This window comes from Mesorhizobium sp. WSM3873 (assembly GCF_001672445.1).
Lineage (GTDB): Bacteria > Pseudomonadota > Alphaproteobacteria > Rhizobiales > Rhizobiaceae > Mesorhizobium.
The window spans coordinates 74,892-97,809 of the sequence record NZ_LYTM01000010.1 but is presented as its reverse complement, the minus strand read 5'-3'; the positions used below and the strand labels follow the sequence as shown (position 1 = coordinate 97,809).

At 58.6% G+C, this 22,918-nt stretch carries 12 protein-coding genes and 7 pseudogenes; 5 read left to right on the top strand and 14 right to left on the bottom strand.

Annotated elements, in window-relative coordinates; all coding sequences use genetic code 11:
- The first annotated feature begins 123 nt into the window (after window positions 1–123).
- Complete coding sequence (locus tag A9K71_RS32850; RefSeq protein ID WP_280940535.1) at window positions 124–252, top strand: hypothetical protein; 129 nt, start codon at window positions 124–126, stop codon at window positions 250–252.
- Between the two features lie 30 nt (window positions 253–282).
- Here A9K71_RS32850 and A9K71_RS30115 read toward each other — a convergent pair.
- The 12 genes and pseudogenes from A9K71_RS30115 to A9K71_RS08825 all read right to left on the bottom strand — a co-directional run.
- A pseudogene (locus A9K71_RS30115) lies at window positions 283–1,551 on the bottom strand (IS66 family transposase); the annotation flags it as partial.
- Window positions 1,552–2,530: 979 nt separating this feature from the next.
- Window positions 2,531–3,757 carry an acetyl-CoA carboxylase biotin carboxylase subunit family protein gene (locus A9K71_RS08880; RefSeq protein ID WP_066993401.1) on the bottom strand — a complete coding sequence of 409 codons (1,227 nt, stop codon included), beginning with the start codon at window positions 3,755–3,757 and terminating at the stop codon, window positions 2,531–2,533.
- Window positions 3,758–4,789: 1,032 nt separating this feature from the next.
- Window positions 4,790–5,448, bottom strand: a pseudogene (locus A9K71_RS30105) (transposase); the annotation flags it as partial.
- Between the two features lie 273 nt (window positions 5,449–5,721).
- Window positions 5,722–6,750, bottom strand: coding sequence for an IS110 family transposase (locus A9K71_RS08865; RefSeq protein ID WP_066993391.1), 1,029 nt, complete (start codon window positions 6,748–6,750; stop codon window positions 5,722–5,724).
- A gap of 81 nt (window positions 6,751–6,831) precedes the next feature.
- Window positions 6,832–7,463 (bottom strand): annotated as a pseudogene (locus A9K71_RS08860) (transposase); the annotation flags it as partial.
- A gap of 441 nt (window positions 7,464–7,904) precedes the next feature.
- The gene (locus A9K71_RS08855; protein WP_066993388.1) at window positions 7,905–8,906 is read right to left on the bottom strand and encodes an ABC transporter ATP-binding protein; all 1,002 of its coding nucleotides are present in this window, start codon (window positions 8,904–8,906) and stop codon (window positions 7,905–7,907) included.
- Entirely contained in the window at window positions 8,899–9,909 is a 1,011-nt protein-coding gene (locus A9K71_RS08850) for an ABC transporter ATP-binding protein (RefSeq protein WP_066993385.1), read from the bottom strand. The genes A9K71_RS08855 and A9K71_RS08850 overlap by 8 nt, the downstream gene beginning before the upstream one ends.
- Window positions 9,906–10,838 carry an ABC transporter permease gene (locus A9K71_RS08845; protein ID WP_066993382.1) on the bottom strand — a complete coding sequence of 311 codons (933 nt, stop codon included), beginning with the start codon at window positions 10,836–10,838 and terminating at the stop codon, window positions 9,906–9,908. The genes A9K71_RS08850 and A9K71_RS08845 overlap by 4 nt, the downstream gene beginning before the upstream one ends.
- Window positions 10,835–11,809, bottom strand: a complete 975-nt coding sequence (locus A9K71_RS08840) for an ABC transporter permease (protein ID WP_066993379.1) — start codon at window positions 11,807–11,809, stop codon at window positions 10,835–10,837. The genes A9K71_RS08845 and A9K71_RS08840 overlap by 4 nt, the downstream gene beginning before the upstream one ends.
- Before the next feature lie 27 nt (window positions 11,810–11,836).
- Window positions 11,837–13,507, bottom strand: a complete 1,671-nt coding sequence (locus tag A9K71_RS08835; protein ID WP_066993376.1) for an ABC transporter substrate-binding protein — start codon at window positions 13,505–13,507, stop codon at window positions 11,837–11,839.
- An 80-nt stretch (window positions 13,508–13,587) separates the two neighbouring features.
- Window positions 13,588–15,351, bottom strand: a complete 1,764-nt coding sequence (locus tag A9K71_RS08830; RefSeq protein WP_066993373.1) for a CocE/NonD family hydrolase — start codon at window positions 15,349–15,351, stop codon at window positions 13,588–13,590.
- Window positions 15,352–15,982: 631 nt separating this feature from the next.
- Window positions 15,983–17,368: a PLP-dependent aminotransferase family protein gene (locus A9K71_RS08825; protein ID WP_066993369.1), complete on the bottom strand. Its 1,386-nt coding sequence runs from the start codon at window positions 17,366–17,368 to the stop codon at window positions 15,983–15,985.
- Window positions 17,369–17,449: 81 nt separating this feature from the next.
- On the opposite strand from A9K71_RS08825, the pseudogene A9K71_RS30100 reads away from it, so the two are divergent.
- Window positions 17,450–17,900: pseudogene (locus tag A9K71_RS30100) on the top strand (Lrp/AsnC family transcriptional regulator); the annotation flags it as partial.
- Between the two features lie 551 nt (window positions 17,901–18,451).
- Window positions 18,452–18,959, top strand: a pseudogene (locus tag A9K71_RS30095) (IS110 family transposase); the annotation flags it as partial.
- On the opposite strand, the pseudogene A9K71_RS30090 reads toward A9K71_RS30095, so the two are convergent.
- Window positions 18,950–19,530 (bottom strand): annotated as a pseudogene (locus A9K71_RS30090) (transposase); the annotation flags it as partial. The pseudogenes A9K71_RS30095 and A9K71_RS30090 sit on opposite strands and share 10 nt — an antisense overlap.
- Before the next feature lie 350 nt (window positions 19,531–19,880).
- On the opposite strand from A9K71_RS30090, the pseudogene A9K71_RS31290 reads away from it, so the two are divergent.
- Window positions 19,881–20,040: pseudogene (locus tag A9K71_RS31290) on the top strand (ISNCY family transposase); the annotation flags it as partial.
- Window positions 20,041–20,159: 119 nt separating this feature from the next.
- On the opposite strand, the gene A9K71_RS08795 reads toward A9K71_RS31290, so the two are convergent.
- Window positions 20,160–21,134, bottom strand: a complete 975-nt coding sequence (locus A9K71_RS08795) for a LysR family transcriptional regulator (RefSeq protein ID WP_066993354.1) — start codon at window positions 21,132–21,134, stop codon at window positions 20,160–20,162.
- Between the two features lie 438 nt (window positions 21,135–21,572).
- Between A9K71_RS08795 and A9K71_RS08790 the strand changes: the two genes are divergently transcribed.
- On the top strand, window positions 21,573–22,844 hold the full coding sequence (locus A9K71_RS08790) for a CapA family protein (protein WP_066993352.1): 1,272 nt from the start codon (window positions 21,573–21,575) through the stop codon (window positions 22,842–22,844).
- Window positions 22,845–22,918: the final 74 nt, after the last annotated feature.

The window sequence follows — 22,918 nt, the reverse complement described above, 5'->3', positions numbered from 1 at the left end:
GATGTGGGACCTTTTCTTAAATCAACGGATGACCTGGCGGCAAACCGGGATCATGCTTGACGCACCGCGCGAATAATCCTGGTCAAATTATCCTGGCCGACATCGGCGCCCGCTGAGCAGGTCATGCGCGGCGCGCCCTACCAGATCCGCGCCAGCGATCTCGAAGACGAAGGGACCAAGGCCGATTTGGCGCGCAATACTCCGCGTCGCATCCACGACGACAACCAGGAATCGCTGTTTTCCGCCATTTGAAAAGGAGGTGCATTTTGAATCAGTCTTCGTCTGTGGCCGGATGGGCGCGCTCGACGGTATTGGAGTCGATTTCGATGCGTCCGTCGGTCAGGAAGCGTTCCAGCGCGGCACGCCGGCGAGTGCACAGCGGATCGCCTCGGCGGGCTTCGATTTTCCTGACAGCTTCGGCAGCTCCTTTTCCCACAGCGCAGAGAAGCGGGAAGGACGGCGGTTGATTTCTCCTGACGCGCAGCTATCCGAGCTACCTGGCACGGCCTCCTCGGCGGCCCACAGCGGGGCCATCTGCGCCACCGTCTGCGAGCCTGCCGCATGCAGTTCGTAGAACGTGCGCCGCACGTGCGACAGCACACCGCCAGCATCACACCATCATTGCCCCGATTGGATCGGGCCAGCCGGTTATAGGCGGCGTATCCGTCGACCGGCAGGATGCCGCGATAGCCGTCCAGATGGCGGGCGACACATTCGCCGGCACGACTGTCCTGGAGCGGTAGCGGCGATGGGCGGTCCGCTGTCCCCCGAACGGCCGATCATCGCGGAAATAGGTCCAGAGGTAGGCCGTCTTGGCCTTGCCCGATCCCGGCCAGCGCTGGCAGCGTGGTCTCATCGGCGAAGACCCGCTCACTCTGCTTGATGCGGGTCAGTGCGTAATCGGCGAGCGGCTCGAGCTCGAAGCCCGCGCCATCTGTGACCGATTTCGACCTGATCGCGGGCATTGATCGCTTTCTGGCGATGGAGCGGCAGGCCATCGGCGTATTTCGACACCGCGATCTGGGCCATCAGCGCTTAGATCGGGTTGGCGCTTTCGACGATGCGGGCGGGTGCGGCTGCCTGGATGATGCCGTCCAGACCTTTTAGGCATATCTGGGCGACGCGTGACGATCACCCGGAACTTCGCCGGGGTGACATCAAGCCGTTCGGAGACGTCCTCCCCGATCAGAATCCCTTCCAATCCCGCGCAACCGGCTGGCGTTTCGGGTTCAATCACCACCTTGACCCGTTCGAGATGGGCCGCAAAGCCTTTGCGCGCGCGCGGCGCGCGCCTCACTTTCGAGCTTCCCGTAGCCTTTTCCATCTGCGCTTCCACGCTGATTTCGATTTCGTCGAAGACGAGAGCATACTGCTCCTCGCTAAGCGCGCCGGTCCGCAGCCTTTCGGAGCGGCTGCCGAAGCGCGACCCCTCCAGCATCTTCACGGTTGCCGTCAGTCTGCGATCCGCTCCTCGGCGCTCTTGTTGACCAGCTCGAGATGGACCTTGCGCTCCTCCAGAAGGGCGGCCTTTTCGGCCATGGCAATAAACATCGCCTTGAGCGCGTCAACGTCATCCGGGAGCCCAAGATCGGTGCCGGCATGGCCAAATTCAGAGCATATTCGCGGGCAATTTTCCCGCTTTTCAGCTTCCTGATTCATTCTGCCGCAGGGTTTTACCCAACCGATTGCGGCCGCCAGACCGTCACCGTCCGAATTCGCTTCCACTCCATTCCGTCGACCAGAGCCATGAGCTGGGCATGATTGAGCTGGACCCGTGGCCGATCCGGCCAGCAGAACTTCGCCTCGTCCAGCCGCTTGGCGTAACGACACACGCCGCTGCCGTCCCACCACACGATCTTGATCCTGTCTGCTCTTTCGCGCGGAAGACGTAAAGCCCGCCACTGAAGGGGTCCGCGCCGGCATCGCGCACCAGCGCCAACAGTCAGCCGCGGCTTCGCTTCCGCCGACCAGCGCCGGCGCGGACGCTGCGGGCTTGCCTCCAGCGGCTTCGGGGCCGCCTCAAGAACATGGACTTCTACTATCAGGCATAAGCGCAGACATAGGAATTGACCCTGCAAGCTCCTCGGCTCCTTGCTTCAGTGTCAGTATGTCTCGCTCATCGCCTCAAGCCACGCCAGATGGGGTCAGCTTGACGCTTACCTTGGGCGACCTCGACAGCCAGGCCGAGCCGCATTCCATGCCATCGCTTCTTCCGACAGCGCCGCCGCGGGGTTGCCTCCGGCCGGTTAGCAACCCCTCAAGAACATGGAGACTTCTGTCGTCAGACATAAGCCCAAAGCACGACGCGAATTGCTCGCCGCGCAGAGATTCCTCGCTCCTGGCGTTTCTCATTAAAACTCTTATCAGTTTACTTCTGGGTTGGGTGCTATGACGAGGCTATGGGAAACAAACCCTATCCCACACGCCTCAACTTTGGCATCCGGGTTGAGACAATTGCACCAATGTACGGCCACGATCAGCTCTTACCATTACGCCACCTGCGGCGGCAGGTGCCAGCAGCAGATTGTTGCTATTCGGCAAGGGTCGGAAATGGTGTGATCGACCAATCGATTAAGTCGACCGCTCGCTGCAGCGTTGCCTCCGTCTGAGCATGGCTAGGTGAAGCGACGATGACATGTCCGATCGTGTCTCGGTAATCGCCTTTCCTGACGATTGGCGTTTTGGGTTGAACATAGAACTTGACCTCGGCGACACCTGACACAGCGGCTGCTCGGCTGTCGCCGCCAATCCAAGCTAGGGTGCCGTCGCGATCAGCAACAAGGAACCGCGCGGCCGCAGTCTGCAGGTCCCTCTTGCGCAGATCCCATTCGTCGCCGATCGCTAACTTGATATGTTCGGTGATTAGATCGACACCGTAAGCCAGCCGAACCAGTTGGGGATCGGGCGTGCCGGCCATTCGCGGGTTAACTTCGATGACGACTGGGCCACCCCTCGTCCACCGGAATTCAATGTTCGTTGGGCCCCAGCCAAGGTCGAGAGCTCGCAAACAGCTCAACGAAATATCGGCAATACGGTCATACTCCTCACCAGTTAGCATGGCCGGATAGGTGTACTGACGATAGACAAAATGCGGCGGAGGGCCGAAGTCACCGGCGCCAATCCCAATTACCTCATTTCCCATTATGTCAGCAGCATAGTAGGGGCCTTGTGCGAATTCCTCGACCAGTATCCTCCGCGAGGATAGCCATATGTGCTTCTCGCTCAACAGATAGGCCGTATGCTCGGCCACCTCGTCGAAGTTGCGGCACAATCGGACTCCGATACTGCCGCCGTTTACAGTTGGCTTGAGAATCACCGGCAGACCGATCTCTGCGGCAGCCCTTTCAACGTCCCTAGCATTCGCTGCCACGCGAAAGGCAGGCATCGGAACGCCTGCCTCCGCAAGAAGCTGACGTTGAGTGAATTTGTCTCGGCATCTTTCAATAGATGCGGGGTTCGGTCCAAGTAGATCGAAACGCCGGCAGAGCTCACCAACCGTCGAATAGTCCATCACTCTGCCCGTAATGCCAGCAATATGATAGGTCGCACGTATCCGGGTACATTCGCGTATTAGCGCATTGACATCGCTTGTGTCGACGCGGATTGCCTCGATCCCTTCCGCCGCAAGATAGTCGTCGCAAGTTGGACCAGCCGAAAAGATAATTGGGTGAAGACCAAGACGCTGGGCCGCTTGGACGTATAGCAGACCACAACCCCATGGACCGCCTTCCACCAAGATGAATGCTTTCCTTCCCATTGGTTTTAATCCTCTGTTGCGAGCTGCGCGGCGGTCAGAGTGTAGATGGGCCAGCTTTTTTGCCGTGCCTTCCCTCAGCCGTGCCTTGAAGCTAGCATTCTCAGCGCTCTGCGGTTGCAAAGATTTCGTAAAATTTAGTGAAAGGATCTGTTGCAAGATTTTGGTAGCCGGCTGTGTGGTAGGAGCGTCTCGATGGGTTCTGGAGTTGCGAGGTCCAATGTCGCGAGTTGGCGGGATGCCGAGTTCCGCACGAAAAGGAGCATTGCATCTGCGGTGGCGAAGACGGTGGTTCGGAGATGTGACGAACGCGGGGACAATTACGATTGAGGGAACAACGAGTTCAGGAACGTGTGCGGTGGGACGTCCGAATCGACAAGAGCTGGATGCCTGTTTGCCGGGCCATCAACTGAAATAGCGCCCGATGATCGGACACGATCTCACCGTGAAAAGGGATAGGAGTAATCTTGCAGTAACCCGAAGATTGAGATGCTGAAGGGGTCGCCAGCGTCGGTGGGGATGGTCGACGGCGAGTAGCTGTCGATGATCGAGGAGACCAACGCGCGCCGATGACGCTGAGCCTTGTCACGCGGCGCGGGGCGCCCAACCCAATTCTGTCCACTAAGATCTGTTGATTCATCGTGAGGTTATGACAGCCACAGCGAGATGGATGCGTTGAAGCCTAGTCGGTTTGTCAGCTCGCATGGCGATACGCTTGAACTCCTTAATTTGCAAAGAAGCTCTCGATGAGCGATGCGATGACGCCATTTATACAGTTGGACGTCGAGAGGCAGCGGCAAGGCGCCCCTCGCACGCTGCTAGATGGCGATCTTAGCGCCGCACTCATTCAGATCGGCAATGATGGGGTGCTGTCGCGCGGTTCAGGCTTCCAGAGCAGTTGCGGGTAACGCGGCCGTCAAGGTCCGGCCTGTGATGGGATTTGAGACTTACCAGTCGACCGTGAACAATCCGGGCCCTAGCGGCGACCGACTTCGCCCGAAGTTGAGGCAGGGCGATCAAGAGCGACAAAAAATCCTTCAGCCACCTGAGCAGGAGGGAGAAGTTGTAGCCGGCGGCGGCCAGGATGGCGTCGAGGGCGTCGCCCTGCTGGCCGGCGAGGTAGTTGCGGCCCATTCTGTGTTCGCTCTTGATGTGGCTGATGACGGGCTCGACCGCCGACCGCCGCCGCATCTGGCGCTTGATGGCTGGGGTGACGCGGCGCTTCTGGCCGGCGGTGAAGACCCTGAACTTGTGGCTCTGCGGTGCGTTGTGGCCGCGATAGCCGGCGTCGGGATGCGGCCGATCTCGTTGCCGTTAGTCTTTTCCACGTCGGGGATGACGCTTCCCAGCGTGTGGCCGTCATAGGGATTGCCGGGCAGTGCTTTTGCATGCAGGGCGAACTGGCCACCCTTGGAGCGCTTCAGCGTAGTGGCCACCGACACCTTCACCCCGAACTCGTAGGGCATATGCGCCTTGCCCTTGCCGATGCATTCTACCGCGTGTGCGTGCAGGCTGTGGATCTTGCGGCCGCGCTGGCGCTGGCGTTGCCCGAGAACGGTGGCCGCCTGGTAGAGCGGCCATTTGAAGAGCGCATCCAGCCCCGCATCGCCGGCGATCTGGCGACCGATGTCGCGAATGGTCCGGCCGAGATAGGTCTTGAGCCTGCGCAGCGCCTTGTTCGCCCGCTTGAACTTGTGTGGATGCCAGCCGTTTTGCAAGGAGAGCATTGAACTTTTTGGGCGTGTGATCGAGTGCGGACTTGTGTCAGGCCTGTCTCAGGTGCGGCCGTTCACATGCCGCGGGCCGGTATGGTGATGCGCGGATCAGGTCCAAATCTGCTTGGCGAGCTCATGCAGCTCCCGTTCAAACACTGGGTTTCCTGACCCCGATCTGATCGATCATTTGCCCATGCGGTTCTTGCCTTCCTCACATCTCCGACGTACCGGCTTCAGGTGCGCTGATGGTGTTCATGCAGGCACCATCGCCGGATTCCGGTAATCCTCTTGTTTGGTTAGCATCGCCCAGATTCCGCGTGCCATCTTGTTGGCCAGCGCGATTGCCACCAGTATGCGTGGCTTCTTCGCCATCATGCGGGCAAGCCAAGAGCCGTTGGGCACACCCTTCCGGGAGGCCCATTGCACCACAGCCATGGCACCAAGGATGAGCAACCGCCGAATATCACGCTGGCCCATTTTCGAGCTCTTTCCCAATCGTTGCATGCCCCCGGTGGACTTCTGCAGCGGGACCAGCCCGAGCCAGGCGGAGAAGTCGCGGCCACACTTGAAGACCTCCATCGGCGGCGCAAAGGTTTCAATGGCAAGGGCGGCGATCGGCCCGACACCGGGCATGGTCTGCAAACGTCGCGATCTTTCCGCTTCCTTGGACAGCGCGCTGATCGTCTTCTTCAGTGCCTCGATCCGGCCAGTCAGGTGGGCGATCCGGTCCAGCAAATCGTCGCAGATCTCGCGGACCAGATCCGGCAATTTCGCGTTCTGGTCCTCGATGATCTCTGCCAGACGGCGCATGTGGCCGATGCCTTGCGGAGCAACATATCCGAACTCATAAAGATGCGCGCGCAATGCGTTGACCAGTTCGGTGCGCTGATTGACCAACTGTTCCCGGGTGCGGAACACGATGGCGCGGCACTGCTGCTCCTCGTTCTTCGGTTCGACAAAGCGCATCGTCGGCCGTTGTGCTGCCTCGACGATCGCCTCCGCGTCCGCTGCGTCGTTCTTATGGCGCTTGATGAACGGTTTGACATAGCCAGGGGCGAGCAGTTTCGGCTGATGGCCAAGCCTGGCCATCTCGCGAGCCCAGTAGTGGGCGCTGCCACAAGCCTCCATCGCCACAACACAGGCTGGATGATCGGCCATCAACGTACCGAACTGCGCGCGCGTCAGTTTCTTGCGAAACACAACAGATCCATCGGCTGCCGCCCCGTGCAGTTGGAAGACGTTCTTTGCCAGATCGACTCCAATGATGGTAACTTCTTCCATGGATGCCTTCCTCTCCTTTGCGTGGCGTTAGCACCACGAACTTTGGCACATTGCGATGCCGTCGGAGAAGGCTGGCATCCACTCCATCTGCTTGGCGTGGGCATAGCGCTGATGGCTGATCAGCGCCAGCTTGCCGACCCGCATAGCTCTGGCGCAAATGGAGCCCCTTCCTCTTGGCCAGCCGCACCGGCCGTTCGCGCGCCCGGTGGATGAGCTTGGCGTCGGTCGGGAACATGACGTTCTTCGGCTGCACGGTCGTGTCGACGATGACCTGGCGCGTATCGGCCGGCTTCATCGCCCCGGTCTTGACCGCAAGGCCTGAGGCTCTCCTGCAACAGCGCCACGATCCGCTCCTCGCCCATACGGCTGTGCCAACGCGTCATCGAGGAGCGGTCAAACGGCAGCGTATGGCAAAAGAACGTCTCGCCGGTGAGATACTGGAAGTAAGGGTTCTCCACCCGGCGCTCGCACAGCACCTCATCCGACAGGTGGAAGGTGTGCTTGAGGATCGCCAGCCCCGCCATCAGCCGGGTCGGCAGCGGCGGCATGCCGGGGCCGTCCGAATAGACGGCGCCGAAACGCTCCTCCAGCACCGGCCAGTCGATCGCCTGCGCCAGCCGCACCAGCTCGTGCTTCATGTTGATGATCTGATCGAGCCTGGAGCGGAACAGATCCTGCTCTCCCGTCTCGCGCTTCTCGCGTGGCTTGGACATTCGCCGTCCCCTCGATTCGCCGCCGGCGAACCGAGTGAATCACGCTCCGCAGCACAAGGGAATCGCAAACCGAATTGCAGGAAAACAGCGCTCATAAACCGCGAATCCCTGCAATTCCAAAGCCGCTATCCGCCTCAATCAACATGCCAGATCAATGGCTTGCGGATAGTTCACGGTCGACTTACCATGCATGCTTCAGGCGCGCCTGAAGCCCTGACAACCATTGGCAATGGCCAAACCGCCGCTGTGCACAATCCCAAATACTACTGCGCAGCGCCATTCCTTACGACGTCGGCTACTGAGTCAATATCGTGAGGCAGCGCTGGCGGGCCGCCGTGAACTTGCGAGCCTTGGATAAGCTCAATGAACCTCCCGCTCATTAGCCGATGTTGAAAGCCCGAAGGGCGCGGATCCTATAGCCAATGCCGCACAAGACGGGTTTCACTGGGCGAGCCAGCACGCTGACGTGTGCTGCGGTCCCACTTCGATCGCCGGCGGCTCCTCCTCCTTGCAGCGGCCGAAGGTGCGTGGGCAACGCGGATGGAAACGGCAGCCCTTCGGAAGACGGGCGGCGCTTGGAACATCGCCCTGCAGGGCCGGCAGCTGGGGGCGATCTGAGTTGCCGCCAATCTGCGGGGTCGCGTTGCGAAGCGCGACGGTGTACGGGTGGCGGGGGTTGAATGTGATTTCGTCGGCGCTGCCGATCTCGACCACCCGCCCAAGGTAGAGGACGGCAATCCGGTCGGCGATCAACCAAGCAAGAGGCAAATCGTGGGTGATGAACAGCAGCGCCATATTGTGCTTGTCGCGCAAGTCAACGAGGACCTGAAGAATCTGTGCGCGTATCGAGACATCGAGCATCGACACAGGTTCGTCAGCGACGATGAGCTCCGGCTTCACAGCAAGCGCTCCGGCGATCACAACCCGCTGGCGCTGCCCGCCGGAGAGTTCATGTGGAAAGCGGACGAAGAAATCACTGGGAGGATTGAGCCCGGCGGACGCTAGAGCTTCGCTCACCCGCTCTGCGAGTTGGGTGGCGTTATCGACCAGCCGCAGTGAACGTAACGGCTCCGCCACAATATCGAACACAGTGTGTCGCGGGTTCAACGCCTGATATGCATCCTGAAAGATCATCTGCACGCGATGCCGATAAGGACGAAGGGCTGAGGCGCCTTGAACCGACGTCATGTCGCGGCCTTTGAACAACAACCTGCCGCCTGTTGGTTGAGCAAGCTTGGTAATGACGCGGCCCACCGTCGTCTTGCCACTTCCCGATTCTCCGACTAGGGCGACGATCTCCCCCCGTCCGATGTCGAGGTCGATCCCATCGACCGCTCGCACGGCGCCGGCAGGTCGACCCAGGAAACGGTCGAATAGCCCGCTCTGGATAGGAAAATGGACCTGGAGGCTCTCGAGACGCAGGATGTCGGCGGTTTCAGGCATGAGCTGCAACCTTCTCTTCTTGCGGCAAGGACCGGTGAAGGTGACAGGCCACACGTCCCTGTCCGCACTCATCGAAACTAGGGATGACAGTCGCGCAAACCCCCATAGCCGACGGGCAACGCGGATGGAAAGCGCAGCCTGACGGCCGATTCATCAAGTTGGGGGGATCACCGGGTATTGGCCGAATGATCTTTTTGCCGTTCGCCGGGTTCGGGATCGAGTCGATCAACAGCCTGGTGTAGGGATGCTTCGGCTTGGCGAAGATCTCGGCGACAGTGCCGTCCTCGACGATCCGGCCCGCATACATGATCATCACGCGATCACAAGTCTCGGCCACCACAGAAAGATCGTGGGTGATCAAAATGAGGGCAAGGTTAAGCCGGGATCGCAAGTCACCCAGCAATTTGAGGATCTGAGCCTGTGTAATAACATCCAGGGCTGTCGTAGGCTCGTCGCCGATAATGATTGAGGGGCGACACGCGAGGGCCATGGCGATCATCACTCTTTGTCGCATTCCGCCCGACAATTCGTGCGGATAGGCGGAACCGCGATCGGCCGGAATGCCGACGAGTTCGAGCAGCTCTCTTGCCCGCGCGATTGCTTCGCCACGCGACATGCCAAGCTTCAGCATGCATGGCTCGGCAATCTGCTTGATGATGCGGTGAACGGGATTAAGCGCATTCATCGCGCCCTGGAAGACCACAGACGTTTCACTCCAGCGATGTGGCCGCATCGCCGCGTCGTTGTCGATCGGCAGTCGGCTACCGCGATAGCGCACCTCGCCCTTGCTGACCCGTGCGTTGGGAGACAGCAGGCCGGCGATCGCCATTGCGGTCGTGGTCTTGCCACTGCCTGATTCACCGACCAGCGCCACGGCCTCGCCGGCGCGGAGCGCGAAGGTCACATTGTCGATCGCTCGCAATGAAACGCCCTTGAGCCCATAGTCGACAGCGAGACCGTCGATTTCCAGAAGCGATACCCTGTCCCGGGAGGGGCTTGTCATGGAATCACCCTGCGGCGTGGATTGAATGTGTCGTCGAGGGCATTGCCAATCAGGACGAAGCTAAGCGAAACCGTGAGCGCGCATAGCCCGGGCGCGCCGAGGTACCACCAGGCTCCAGCACTGGCCGCACCGGCGCGCTGTGCGAGCGAAAGCAGGGTGCCCCATGAAGGCTGCAACGGATCGCCAAGCCCTAGGAACGAGAGCGATGTCTCAACGTAAATTGCGCCGGCGACGACCAGAGCACCATTGGCTGCGATTTGCGGCACGAGATTTGGGAGGATGTGCCGCAGCATGATGCTGAGGTTGCTGCTGCCCGCAACGCGCGCGCGATCAACGAATGTTCGCTCCTTAAGCGACAGTGTCTGGCTGCGAACGATACGTGCGACGAACGCCCAGCTTGTCATGCCGATAACGACAATGATCACGAAAATAGAAGGACGGAAACCGAGGATTTCACCGCCGCGCCCCATTACTTCGAGAAGCACGGGTGTGATGACCAGCGCCAGCACGAAGGAGGGAACTACAAAAAAGAAATCGGTCAAGCGCATCAGCCAGACGTCGACCCAGCCGCCAAAGTAACCCGCGGTCATTCCGACCGTAGTCCCGACGATGAGGCTAATCACGGTCGCCAGCAGCGCGATCGTAAGCGAGATCCGGGCACCATGGACGACCAGATTGAGTACGTCCCGCCCGACTTCGTCTGTCCCCAGCAGATGCTGGCTTGATGGCGATGCGAGGAAGTCACCAGCTGCGGTGGCTACGGTCTCAAGCGGGCCCACGAGGATATTGGGCACCGAAGCCAGCACAAGGAAGAACAACAAACAAGAAAGGCCAAGCCGAGCCCCCCCATAGCCAAGAAATTGGCGCAGAAAATCTTTGATGACCAGCGCCCGGCTACGCGGAGAATATTGGACAATATTTTCGCTCATTGTCGGACTCGCGGATCAAGAAGGCGGTAAGCAAGATCAGCTACGAGGTTCGCAACAACGATCGATGCACCAAGCAACAGGAATATGCCTTGAAGGACTGGATAATCTCGCGCATTGAGCGCCTCCACTGTCAGCCCGCCGATCCCTGGCCAGGCGAACACGGCTTCGACTGTGATGGCGCCGGCAACCACATAGCCTAGATTGAGGGTAATCAGCGTTACGACTGGCAGCATGGCATTACGAAATGCATGACGTATCAGCATCTGACCATTAGAGAGTCCCTTGGCCCGGGCAGTGACCATGTAATCCTCGGTGACGACGTCGCTCATTGCAGCACGAGCGACAACGACGTATTGGCCGATGAGTCCAAGGGTCACCGCCGTGACCGGAAGGGCGAGATGCCGCATGTAATCGAGCAGCCCATCAAGGGAACCGCTTACAGCGCCAGGCGAATGTGCACCATAGCCCGGGAACCAACCCAACGCCGTGCTGAAGATCACAACCAGGATCATGCCGAGCCAGAAAGACGGCGTAGAATAGAGCGCCAAGGAAGCTCCCGTAGCGATATGGTCAACGGCTCCTCCTCTGCGCCAGCCCGCATATATGCCAAGCACAACTCCGCATAAAATGGCGATGAATTGGGCTAGACCAACCAGGGCGACGGTGGCCGGCAAGCGCTCCAAAATCAGGTCAGAGACTTGCCTGCCCCTGAACTTGAAACTGTAGCCCAAATCGCCGTGGAGAGTCGCCGTCAAGTAGTTGACCATCTGGTCCGGAAACAGCGGCCGATTGAGCCCCCAATTCTGGCGCTGCGCCTCCAGCTGCTCAGCGGTGACGCTGGTGCGCGCCCCGCCGAGCAAGAGCGATGCAGGGTCGCCAGGAATGACCCTAAATAGGATGAAATTCAGGGTCGCCACCATCAAGAGCGTCACAATCGCCCTGAGGAAAATCCGTCCGAGGCGCCGGCTCATCGGGTCTCGCTTTCCATCAGTACCATCTTAGAGTGGCTTCACACGATCGAGTGGAAAGTAGCTCCACATGGACAAGGCGTCCTGGGTCCCCCAACCTTCGAAGCAGTCCTTCCGATAGGCGTCGAGGACGAAGGGGTAACAAAGAATAATATAGGGCGCTTCGGTGTAAATCAGGCGCGCCGCCTGATCGACCAGCTCCCGGCTCTTTTTTAGATCGACGGTATGCTCGACTTCAGACAAAAGCTTGTCGAATTTGTCATTTTTCCAATACGATCTGTTGTCCTGGCCGATTGCCTTGCTGCTACCTAAGACGAGGAGGTCTTGGGGTGAAGGTGTCAACCAGTTCGAGGCGACCAGCAGATCCCAGCCGCCGCCACCCTTCGCCGGCGCCGCCGTCTTGGCATTAAGCGCACCAGAGTCGAACTGGGTGACCGATACGGGAATGCCAATTTGTCCGAGCCAGCCAACGACGAGTTGTACGGCCGAAGGAGGTATCGCGACCGAGTTCGCACCTGATCCGGTAATCAGCGACAGCTGGAAGCTGTTTCCATCCTTGTCCTCCCGGACGCCGTCGCCGTTGATGTCCCGATAGCCCGCAGCATCGAGCCGGCGATTAGCCTCGGCGAGATCAAAGCGACGCCTGATGTCGCCCAAGTCCGAGTAGTAATCGGTCGCCACCGGCATGGCCAGTCCAACGCCGGGATCGGCATGCCCGCGGAAGGCTCGATCCACCATGGTCTTCTGATCGATCGCGTAGCCGATCGCATCGCGAAACGCCCGATCCTGCAGGGCCTTTGTACTACCTGCCCCGTCTCCGGATGCGGTGTTGAAAGCCAGGTAAATGCGCTGCTCGATGCGCTGCTGACCGACCACGATGGCGGGATCCTCGGAGAGGTCGGCCCATTGGGCTGCCGTCAGATACACACCATAATCGATATCTCCGCTCTTCAGACTCTGCGCGATCGGATCAGCCGTATCGAAGAAATGGAAGACCATGCCGGCCGCCGCCGGCGGCCCCGCGCGGAAGTACTTGTTCGGCACGAGCCGGGCAAACTGCCCCTGCTGAAACTCAGAGACGATCATGGGCCCCGTGCCCACCAGCGGCGGGGAATTGCGAAACTTGCCGCGCGCATCCGCATGGCTGATGTCTTTCCAGATGTGCTCTGGGACTATCATATTAAAGTTGGCAACTGGCCAACGAGTGGGAGCCTTGGTCACGATTTGCAAAGTCTCGTCATCGAGGGCCGTGATGGACTCGACTTGCTCTACGCCGGTAGTGTTGTTCCAGCCGATGCTCAGCTCGTCGGGCTTGCCCAGGGAGTCACGCAGATAGTTGTAGGTGAATGCGGCGTCTCTTGCGGTGGCAGGCTGGCCGTCTGACCACTTCATGCCAGGCCAGATCTTGAACGTCCAGGTGAGGTTGTCGTCGGCAACGGACCACTCTTGGGCAAATCCCTTCCGATCGGGATGGCGCTGGGCGTCCACACCGACCAGAAAGTCATAGGTGAAGGCCGTCGGCCAGAACGAGCCCCAGGTGGCAAAGGGGTTCATCGTGTCGGGCGAAACGGTTGCGCCCATGCGCACGGTGTGATTGCCGCATGAAGATGCGGCAAATGCCGTTGAGCGCATAATCCAGGGCGCAGCTGATACAGCCAGCATTGCCTTCATGACGGCTCGGCGGTTGAGCGATTTGTTCATACTATCCTCCCTCGGAAACTTATTCCGCTTCTGTTATTCTACTGCAAGTTATGTGGCGCCTGGTGCGCTGGATCGAAGGGTCACGGAATGGGCAGCCCCCCAGGCACGAATTCAGTTCCTTTTCGAAAGGGCTGAGCTCGCAAGGAGCTGTATTCAGGCGCGGGCGCTTGGGCCACCGCGCCCATAATAACGGGAAGGAGAATTTTCGACGGGTATCTCTCCGAATGATAAATCCTGTTGATGGACGGAGCGCCGGCGGGAATGCTGCCGAAATTGGGATGCGGGATGGGATTTGGTGCACCGAGGGTTAGTTCGAGGCTGTGCCCTTGCCGGACAACGTGAGCGATCGGTGCCAGCAATGACATCCGTAATTCGTAGATTTCACCTGGGACGAGTTTCTCGTACTTGCGAAATAGATGAACTACTTCGTCCGCAGAGCTCCGCTCGTCGTCTATTGCGCGGAGCGAAGCGCGCAGCAGGCCCGATTGAAGGAAAAGTACGTTGCCATCAGCATCGATGTCTTTCAACGTCAATTCCAGGTCAGCATCATCCCCATTGTCGATGCTCAGATAGAGCGTTATTTCTGGGTTTCCAAGCAGCGTCATATCTGAGACGGCTGCGGCCGTCCGGTAGTTCAACACACCTTCCTTATATGGCTGAATCGCGAATTGCTGATTGCTTCCGTAGAGTTCTGTTCCCGCCGGGTAGAGGTAGGCGCGAGAGCCCTCGTTCGAGCTGGCAACAGGCTTCTCACGCGAGATCCTAGCGTCGGTGGTGAGATAATAGGGACGGCGCTCGACCTTCGGTTCTGGCCAGGTCTTGTGCCTCGTAACCCAACCCGCAACCGACTTCTTAGGATCTCCATTGGGCTGGCGGACCTCCCAATATACGGTCACCGGCGAGTCGTCCTCTATTCCATTCTCGACACCTTTCACCCAACGGTCTAGGAATTTCATTCGCTCATCGTCTACTAGGCTATAGCCGTTCGGCCCAGGTCCGCCAATCATGTGATCACCGTTCATCAGGACAAGCTTCTTGTGCTCTACGTTCGGCATCAATTGGGTAAATACCCGAGCACTTTCCCTAACTGCACAGCCGTAGGTGTCTTGCCACGAGGCGATAATCATGGTGGGCACAGCGACCTTGCCGGCGACCTCATCACGGGCCAGATAGATCGAATCCCACCATTCATCCTTTAGTGGGTGCTTTCGAACCTCCTCAAAGAATTGTCGCTTGACGACCTGCCTGTCGCTCCCACGAATTGCAGCACATTCAGTATCGCCCGCGCTGATACGGCCCTCCGCCCCGCTAACCTGGGTGATGAATTCACTGTTGAGCGACCATCCAGCAGTTATGTCGAGTTGGAGCATTCCGCCCAGGTATATCCAGTCCTCGTACCCGTCTTCGACGCCAGTCGGCACGATCGCCTTTAAATGAGGAGGCCGTTCTGCTGCAACCCAGAACTGAACCGTACCGCCAGATGAATTGCCAATCATCCCAACATTGCCGTCGCTCCAAGGCTGTCTAGCAATCCATTCGACCACTTCGGCGCCATAAACCCCTTCCTTGCGGTCCATCCAATTGTCGATGATACCTTCAGAACAACCGGTCGCAGGAAAGTTGGCGCCAACGAAAGCGTAGCCAGCTTCAAGAAAAGGCTTTACCACGTCGAAGGCTGCGAAACTCGCCGCGTATGGGGAGTACCAGAAAACGCTCGGGTAGTGATTAGTGAGCCAAGATTTTTTGTAATAGCAAATATAAGCGATGCGCGTTCCGTCGGTCATGGGCACGTAGCCGATATCGCGCACCACATCAGTTCCATTAAGATCGGCGTTGATTATCATCTGCTGATCTATCTCCCACCGTCTCCATTGTTTATAGCTACGCAATAACAGAAGCACACTTACTCTTTACGACACAACGTCACCGGCGTGTTATTGGGAGCCTCAACGAGTAGCGCTACCGTAGAATAAACAGAACTTTTTCCGTATCTGACACCGCAGGACCCAACCTCATTGACATGCAGGTTAGCACAGAATTGTTTCGTTTCAATATCAATATCGTATCATGACAATATTCTGCATGGTTGCAATAACTACTGAGGCCACCGTGCAGGAATGGCAGATCGCATAGAGCGGCTCATCAGGCAGGAGCCCGCCGTCAGCTGCGGGTGCATCTTTCATAGTCGGGTGTCTTCGGTTGGCGAATGCGGGCTGCGGCGATCCAGCCAGCGCGGCACCACAACTAGAAAAAATGGAAAGCGCGATGAGACAGTGGGCACTAGCGTTCCCATCGCGTTAGAGAAGCTTATGCCCTGCAATGCGGAGGGAACTAAGTCATGTCATCAGGAAACAATCTCATGACAAGATTACTGATCGCTCAATTTCGGGCAATCTGTTGTATGTGCATGCCGTTATCACAAAACTTCTGGACACCCTTGGTCTGGCCTGAGGGCAGCCTTTTGGGCGACATGTATTAAATGGCCAACAGAAGATGCTCAGGATCGCCGAGCAGAAGTTTGGTGACAACGCTCAGGCCGGCGCGCAGTTCCTCCTCGGTAGTCGAGCCCAGCGAGATGCGCACTGCCGGCTGCCAGGGCTCCTGGGAAATACGGAAGGATGTGCCTGGCGCGATCGCCACGCCCTGCAAACGGGCCTGTGAGACGAAACTCTCCTCGGCGCGGTCGCCGGGCAGCTGCAGCCACAGATGCAGTCCGTCGCGATGAACACGATAGTCGACCCCGGCAAGCACCTGGGCGGCAATCTCCTGCCGCCGCCGCAGCGCCGAACGTTGCCAGCCGACGAGCTCCATCGCCGTGCCGTCGGTCACCCATTTTGTCGCGATCTCCGCCACCAGCGGCGTCGCCATCCAGTTGGAGACGAGATGCCGGTTGGCGACGGCAGCGACATAGCGGTCGGGCGCCGCGAGATAACCAATGCGCAGGCCTGGCACGACGATCTTGGTGAAGGAGGTGACGTAAAGCGTGCGCTCGGGCGCGAAGGCGGCGACCGGCGGCGGACGACCCTCGACCAGAGGGCCGAGCACGTCGTTCTCGATGATGGCGATGTCGTGCCTTCGCGCCACCGCGGCGATTTGCTCGCGCCGCGCGGCGCCCATCAGCGTTGCGGTCGGATTGATCACCGAGGGCTGCACGAACACGGCGCGGATATCGGAGAGCCGGCACGCCTCGTCGAGCGCCTCCGGGATCAGGCCATTATCGTCGATCGGCAGGCCCTCGAGGTTGAAGCCGAGATAGCGCGCCAGCGGGATCAGCGTATGGTGGCCGATCGCCTCGGTGGCGACGGTCGAACCGGGCGGCGCCACGCTCATCAGTGCCACCGTCATGCCGGCCGTGGCGCCGTTGGTCAGGCTGACATTCTGCGCGGATACTTCGAGACCGCACAGCCGCAGCCATTCGACCGCCACCGCGCGGTGGCGCGGGAACACCATGTTCGGCCGGAACGACAGTGCCGAACTCGACGGCAGGTTCTCAGCAAGCCAGCCCAGCGCCTGTTTCAGCCGCTCCAGATGCATCGGCTCGCAGACCGGCTTCAGGATGGAGAGGTCGATGAGCTCGCCCCGCCGTTCCGGCAGATAGGGCGGCTCCGGCTCGCGGCGCTGCGTCTGCACGAAACTGCCGCGGCCGATCTCGCCGGAGACCAGGCCCCGGCGGATCAGCTCCTCATAGGCGCGACTGACTGTCTGCACCGAGAGCTTCAGGTCGTCGGCCAGCCGGCGATGCGTCGGCAGCCGCGCACCGTTGGCCAGCCGCCCATCATGGATGGCGCGCGCAAACTGGTCGGCGAGCGATTGATAGGCCGGCCGCCGGATGAGCGCGGGATCTGGACGCCATAATGTCATGACTTATTAGAGATCGAAATCAGTGCAATTGACAATCGAAATAATGCGCCGTCATGGTGTCATGGACGAAAGTGGACGCTCATGGCCGCACCGAAACTCGATCAGATCGACCTCAAAATCCTCGACGTGGTCCAGCGCGACGGGCGCATCACCAAGCTGGCGCTCGCCGACAAGGTCGGCCTGTCGCCGACGCCGTGCTGGATGCGGCTGCGCAAGCTGGAAAAGGCCGGCATCGTCACCGGCTATCATGCCAGGATCGCGATGCGCGCCGTCGCGCCGGTCGCCACCGTACTGATGGAGGTGACGCTGGCCAACCACCGCCAGGCCGATTTCGACCGCTTCGAGCGCGTCATCCGCGACGTGCCCGAAATCGTCGCCTGCTGGTCGGTGGGCGGCGGCGTCGACTATGGCGCGCGACATCGACGCCTACCAGCGGCTGGTCGACGTCCTGCTCGAACGCGAGATCGGCATCGACCGCTATTTCACCTGCATCGTCACCAACACGGTGAAGGAGGAGGTCGCCTTGCGGGTGGTTGCATCTGGTGGCGCCAACGTCGTAACAGACGAACGCCGTCGTCACATCACCGTCGAACTTCGATCGCAGGGACGTGCTCTAGGTGTTCTCGCCATCAGGTCGCCTCGGAGTCTAGCAGGCTGTTGAAGAAGTCCACTTGCGAGCGATGAAGTCTGCTTCGTCGCCGCGATGGAAGCAGATTTGTCCGCAAATGGAGCCGTCTGGTTGATTTCAGCCCAGCCATCGCCTTGGGCTTCGTCCATTTCATCATTACCTTGCCAGGGATTGCCGTCGCTCGCGCCGAAGATCTGTCCAGTGAGGCGAATTCGCCAGAGCCATCGGCTGCGAACTCAATATAGGCGGGCTCCATCATGTCGCGATAGGTCCCCGACATAGTCGGGCATCGCGACGATCCGCCAGCGGCCGGTGACGCTCATATCGGCGCCAACTCCCGGGCTATCAGCGCAAAGTCCGGGTAGTCGGAACCACCTTTGACGACAGCGTGCGCGACGCCGGCCATCTTGGCGTAGAACTGTGAATGTTCACAACCCAATCCGGAGAGACCGACCATGACCACTTCAGATTCTACACCCGCCGCCGCGGTCCTGGTAGCGATCGACATTGCCAAGGTGCGCAATGAAGTTCTGATCGAAGCACCGGGCCACAAGCGCCGGCGTCGCCTTTTGGTCCTCAACACCCGTGCTGAGCACGACCATCTGATCGAGGTGCTGCAGGCGTACGGCCGCCCTGTGGTCTGCGTCTTTGGAGGCGACCGGGGAACTATTCACCGGCCGATAGGCCAAGAACGTTCCAAAGGATGCTTAGGTGATGCTGCACCTGTTCAGGATCCAGGCGACGCAGGTCTACCATGATCCGCTGCGCGCCGGCGTCAACGACGTGCAGGAACTGTCGAAGAGCTACGAAGCGATCGCCAGGGCCAAGACCGAGATCCAGCACCGTATCCTGACGCACTCCCTGCCGCTGTATTTTCCCGAGATCGATCGCTTCCGGGGGAGCCGCAGCGATTGGTTCTTCGCCTTCCTTCATGCCTTTCCGATGCCGGCAAGCATCACGGCGGTAGTGGCGGTCATTGCCTTGCGGCGTAGATCGGGATTGTCGCGATTTCCCTCGCAATGTAGCGTCGAACTTATGACGGAAGCCATTCTCGCGCTCGCGGATGGCGACTGGTCCGGCGATCCACAGGGTGCGGCGCAGCCGAGCATTGCCGAATTTGGAAAGGGGGTCTGGCCGCGATATTGGCCTGACTGTTGTGTCGAGAGGTCCAGCCCGCAGAACTTTAGAAACTGGCGATGATGAGCGAAACGGCGAAGATCGCCGGCTTCGGCAATGATCGTCAGCGCATTGATCGGCCCGATGCCGCGGATCTGGCGAAGGAGCTGATAATCCTGGCTGTGCCGAAACAGCTCATCGGCCTGGGCTTCGATCTCATTGCGTTGCCGGATCAGGCTGCGTGCCTCGTCAATGACCATCCATGCGAATGGCAGGGGCATCCAAGCGGCAGCGGCAGTCCAATCGGTGAGCGCGCCGTCTCGTAAATATCCACCAGAATCTGTGTCTTGCTGACCTTGCGGCCGACGACATCCCACGCTGCTGTCACAAATTTCTCCTTCGTCAGCGCCCTCACGGCCCTAGCGCTGACAGAGGTTCTTCCACCTGGCAATCGCTTCGAGGACCCTGTAGATAATGTTCGGGTCTTCCGCCTGGATCAGAAGCTCGTGTTGAGGACGGTGAGGGCCGTCTTCGTGCGGACCCAGTGTTTGCTGTGGACGAGACCTTTTCCTTGCCGGTGGAAGCCGCCTGGTTCGACGACTTGACCAACGTCACGCAGCAAGGGCATGCTAATGACCAGAGAGACCTTGACTGCAGGCTCCATTTCGTTCCGCGCTTAGGAGGTTGTCCGACACGATCATGCAGGGGTAGTCGCGATGCTCGGCGAGCATGTCGAGTTCCCGGGCAAGGGCAGCCGGCCGAAGCAGTGCGCTCCTCAAGCAGCACCGCCAACTGAGTTATCAGGAGCTGCCCTTCCATCTGGAGGACTCCGCATCGTTTCGGGCTTTGCGCGGCTGCCGTCGTCCATGCGAGCCCGCAGAAGTCGGTGCTGCAAAAGACGATCAGCGCGATCCGGCCTGAGACCTGGGGACGACATTTTGCCGACCACCAGCGCGCTCCCGCCCGCCCACACCAGACGATGCCTTCTGGACAAGCTAAATGCCTGTAAATGCGTTAGAAAAGAAGCGTTTATGGACGAAGACCAGCCTAGCGTGCGCCCGCCTCGAGCATCTCTGTCTTGTAACCGGGGCGTCCTTCTCTCGATGATTGGTCCCGCCTTATTACCTCTATAAATGCCTCCACAATTGCCGAGTGGCGCGAAAACTTTTCACTGCCGCGGCGCCAAAATACCACATAATGGTATGTGGCTGCCGGCTCAAAAGGAATGATCCTCAAATCGAACATCTGGTAATGCTTCGAAATAAATTCATTATCGACTGTGATACCGATTCCATAGGCCATAAAGGACGCATCCAAGCCTATTGTGTCCGAATAGATCTTAGGTTTTGCTGGAAATTCTCCCCTACCGAACGTCAAGTTTCCCATCTTGTTCGATGTGTATTCCGTCTCCAGAAGGATAAGCGGCTCATGAGCAATGTCGTCTACAGTTATGATGTCTTTATCAGCAAGACGATGGTCAGGATGCAATACGCAGACGCTCTTGCTTTCGGCCACTATGTGCCATTCAAAGAAGCGCTCGTCTAACGGCAGCCGAGAGATTCCGATATCGGCCTCCCCCGTCACCACACTTTGTGCTATTTGATCGTATCGTTGTGCCTTGAAGTGAAACTCCAGTGACGGATCCAGATTGTTGACCGCGAGAACGATTTTCGGGACGAGTCCGAACGAGAGTATATGCGGTGCGGCAATGGTCAGACGGTTTTCCTTTTTGCGCAAAGAGTTGGTAATTTCCTTCTCGATGCGCCCTAGTGTCTCGAAGTATCTGTCGAGCCGATTATAAATTTCGATCGCTTGTGTGGTGGGGATTAGGCCACGGCGATCTCGCGTGAACAGCTTTTCGCCAACAGCGTCTTCGAACAGTTTGAGATACTGGCTTACGGCCGACTGGGTGATGCCGAGTTCTCTGCCAGCCCGCCTTGTGGAGCCGGTCCTAATGATCTCCCGGAAAATCTGAGCGGACCTGAACGCGGGCTTGCTGTTTCGGCCTGAAAGCTCTTCCATTGCGTTTGCCCGAATTTGCAGCTGCCAATAGCCCAAGGATCCATTTGCCTACTATATATCAGAAAAATTAATAGGGCGTCACAAAAATTTAATAAATTGACGATTTTTGCGGCTCCTCTCATCTTTCGGCATGCAAACTAGATGATCGAGCACGTCAGGGAAAAACATCAGATCTGATGTAGTAGATTAGCGGCCACCCGGCAGGCGCTGAGAGTTCATAAATAAGAGAACACCCTAAAAGGATGGCACAGATTTAATCGGAGCGTTCAACCAAACGTCCAAGGCAAGCACAAGGGACCTTTCGCGTCAAAGTTAGCTGACAATCGTTCGGCGGCAATATCCCCTTAGATCCAAAAGTACCTACCAGCTTCACTGCAGTCTCTCTTGCTCCAAGAGAGGCCGCCGCTAACTTTGATATACAGAGGTTCAATTCAAATCATGCACTCATCGTTTACTATTGCGTTAACTGGACAGTCTCTCATTTACCATGACCTTCGGCACGTATCGGGTGGGGAATTTGCCGCAATTAAAGGACTGATCCAGAACGCAGACGTCTCGTTCACGAATTTAGAGACCACCATTCTCGGCCGGCATGGTGGTTGGCCAATGAAGGGCGCTTATTTCCAGTGCTCTCCATCGGTCGTCTTAGATAGTTTGAAGGATATTGGCTTTAGCGCACTTGCTCTTTCTAATAATCATGCGTTCGATCTTGGGCCTGCAGGAGTGCTGTCCACGCTTGAGGAAGTGGACCAGCGTGAGTTTCTGCATGCTGGAATTGGCGTGGATGCCACCGACGCGAGTAAGGCTGGTATAAAGCAATTCGGAAAGAGGAAGGTCGCTCTCGTCTCGATGGATGCCGGCCCCGGGCCAGCTATAATGTATGCTGACAATGCGACTGACACCCGTCCTGCTCGACCAGGGGTGAACAGACTCGACGTCTCGCGGGTATTCGAGGTGGATGATAAAAAATTCGCGAACCTGCGTGCCATTCAGGAAATGTTCCTAAGCAACGCTATGGAGCGCGGAAACTACGCGCAGCCGAACGATCCTTGCGAACCGACATCGTCCGATGAGATTGACTTTTACGGAACCATTTTTCGCCGATCGCCCGAGAACTGCCGCAGGATCATCCTCGATGAGGAAAGCCTACAAGCTCAGCTTGCAGCGATCCGGAAGGCCTCGTCCGCAGGTGCCTTCGTCATCTCCTACCTTCACCATCATCATTGGGAACCGGATTGGCGCGAGGTTCCCGGGTGGGTTCAGTCTTTTGCGCGATCTTGTGTTGATGCGGGAGCGAACGCGTTCGCCAGCCACGGCGCACCAGTGTTGCAACCGATTGAAGTTTACCGGGGAGCTCCGATCTTCTATGGATTGGGAAATTTCCTTTTTCATCTACCTGAAGGGGAGGACGAATGGAGTTCGCCGGACATCTGGAAAAGCATCGTCGCGACATGCAGCTTCGATGGCAAAAACCATTTGCAGTCAATTGACCTCACTCCAATCGTGATTGGGGGAGAGCAATGGCTTAGCAGCAAAAATTATCATGAGCGTATTGTGCCCGTGCCCGCTTCAAAAGAGCTGGCTTATTCCATGCTCGAAGATCTGTCTCGACGCTCGCAGAAGTATGGAACAAGAATCGTAGTAGAGGATGCTCGGGTTATTTTGCCCTACGGCAATCGACGCAGCGTCGAGGTCACCGCGAGGACGTAGCCCCATCCACGCGCCTCGAACAGGCGCAGCACCCGATGATTGGCGCCAGACGTGTTTTGAAAGCGCGCGATCCT

Excerpts from the sequence above, each read along its gene's own strand:
- A9K71_RS08855 (WP_066993388.1), bottom strand. The coding sequence starts at position 8,906 with ATGCCTGAAACCGCCGACATCCTGCGTCTCGAGAGCCTCCAGGTCCAT.
- A9K71_RS08845 (WP_066993382.1), bottom strand. The coding sequence starts at position 10,838 with ATGAGCGAAAATATTGTCCAATATTCTCCGCGTAGCCGGGCGCTGGTC.
- A9K71_RS08835 (WP_066993376.1), bottom strand. The coding sequence starts at position 13,507 with ATGAACAAATCGCTCAACCGCCGAGCCGTCATGAAGGCAATGCTGGCT.
- A9K71_RS08840 (WP_066993379.1), bottom strand. The coding sequence starts at position 11,809 with ATGAGCCGGCGCCTCGGACGGATTTTCCTCAGGGCGATTGTGACGCTC.
- A9K71_RS08880 (WP_066993401.1), bottom strand. The coding sequence starts at position 3,757 with ATGGGAAGGAAAGCATTCATCTTGGTGGAAGGCGGTCCATGGGGTTGT.
- A9K71_RS08850 (WP_066993385.1), bottom strand. The coding sequence starts at position 9,909 with ATGACAAGCCCCTCCCGGGACAGGGTATCGCTTCTGGAAATCGACGGT.
- A9K71_RS08790 (WP_066993352.1), top strand. The coding sequence starts at position 21,573 with ATGCACTCATCGTTTACTATTGCGTTAACTGGACAGTCTCTCATTTAC.
- A9K71_RS08825 (WP_066993369.1), bottom strand. The coding sequence starts at position 17,368 with ATGACATTATGGCGTCCAGATCCCGCGCTCATCCGGCGGCCGGCCTAT.
- A9K71_RS08830 (WP_066993373.1), bottom strand. The coding sequence starts at position 15,351 with ATGATAATCAACGCCGATCTTAATGGAACTGATGTGGTGCGCGATATC.
- A9K71_RS08795 (WP_066993354.1), bottom strand. The coding sequence starts at position 21,134 with ATGGAAGAGCTTTCAGGCCGAAACAGCAAGCCCGCGTTCAGGTCCGCT.
- A9K71_RS32850 (WP_280940535.1), top strand. The coding sequence starts at position 124 with ATGCGCGGCGCGCCCTACCAGATCCGCGCCAGCGATCTCGAAGACGAA.
- A9K71_RS08865 (WP_066993391.1), bottom strand. The coding sequence starts at position 6,750 with ATGGAAGAAGTTACCATCATTGGAGTCGATCTGGCAAAGAACGTCTTC.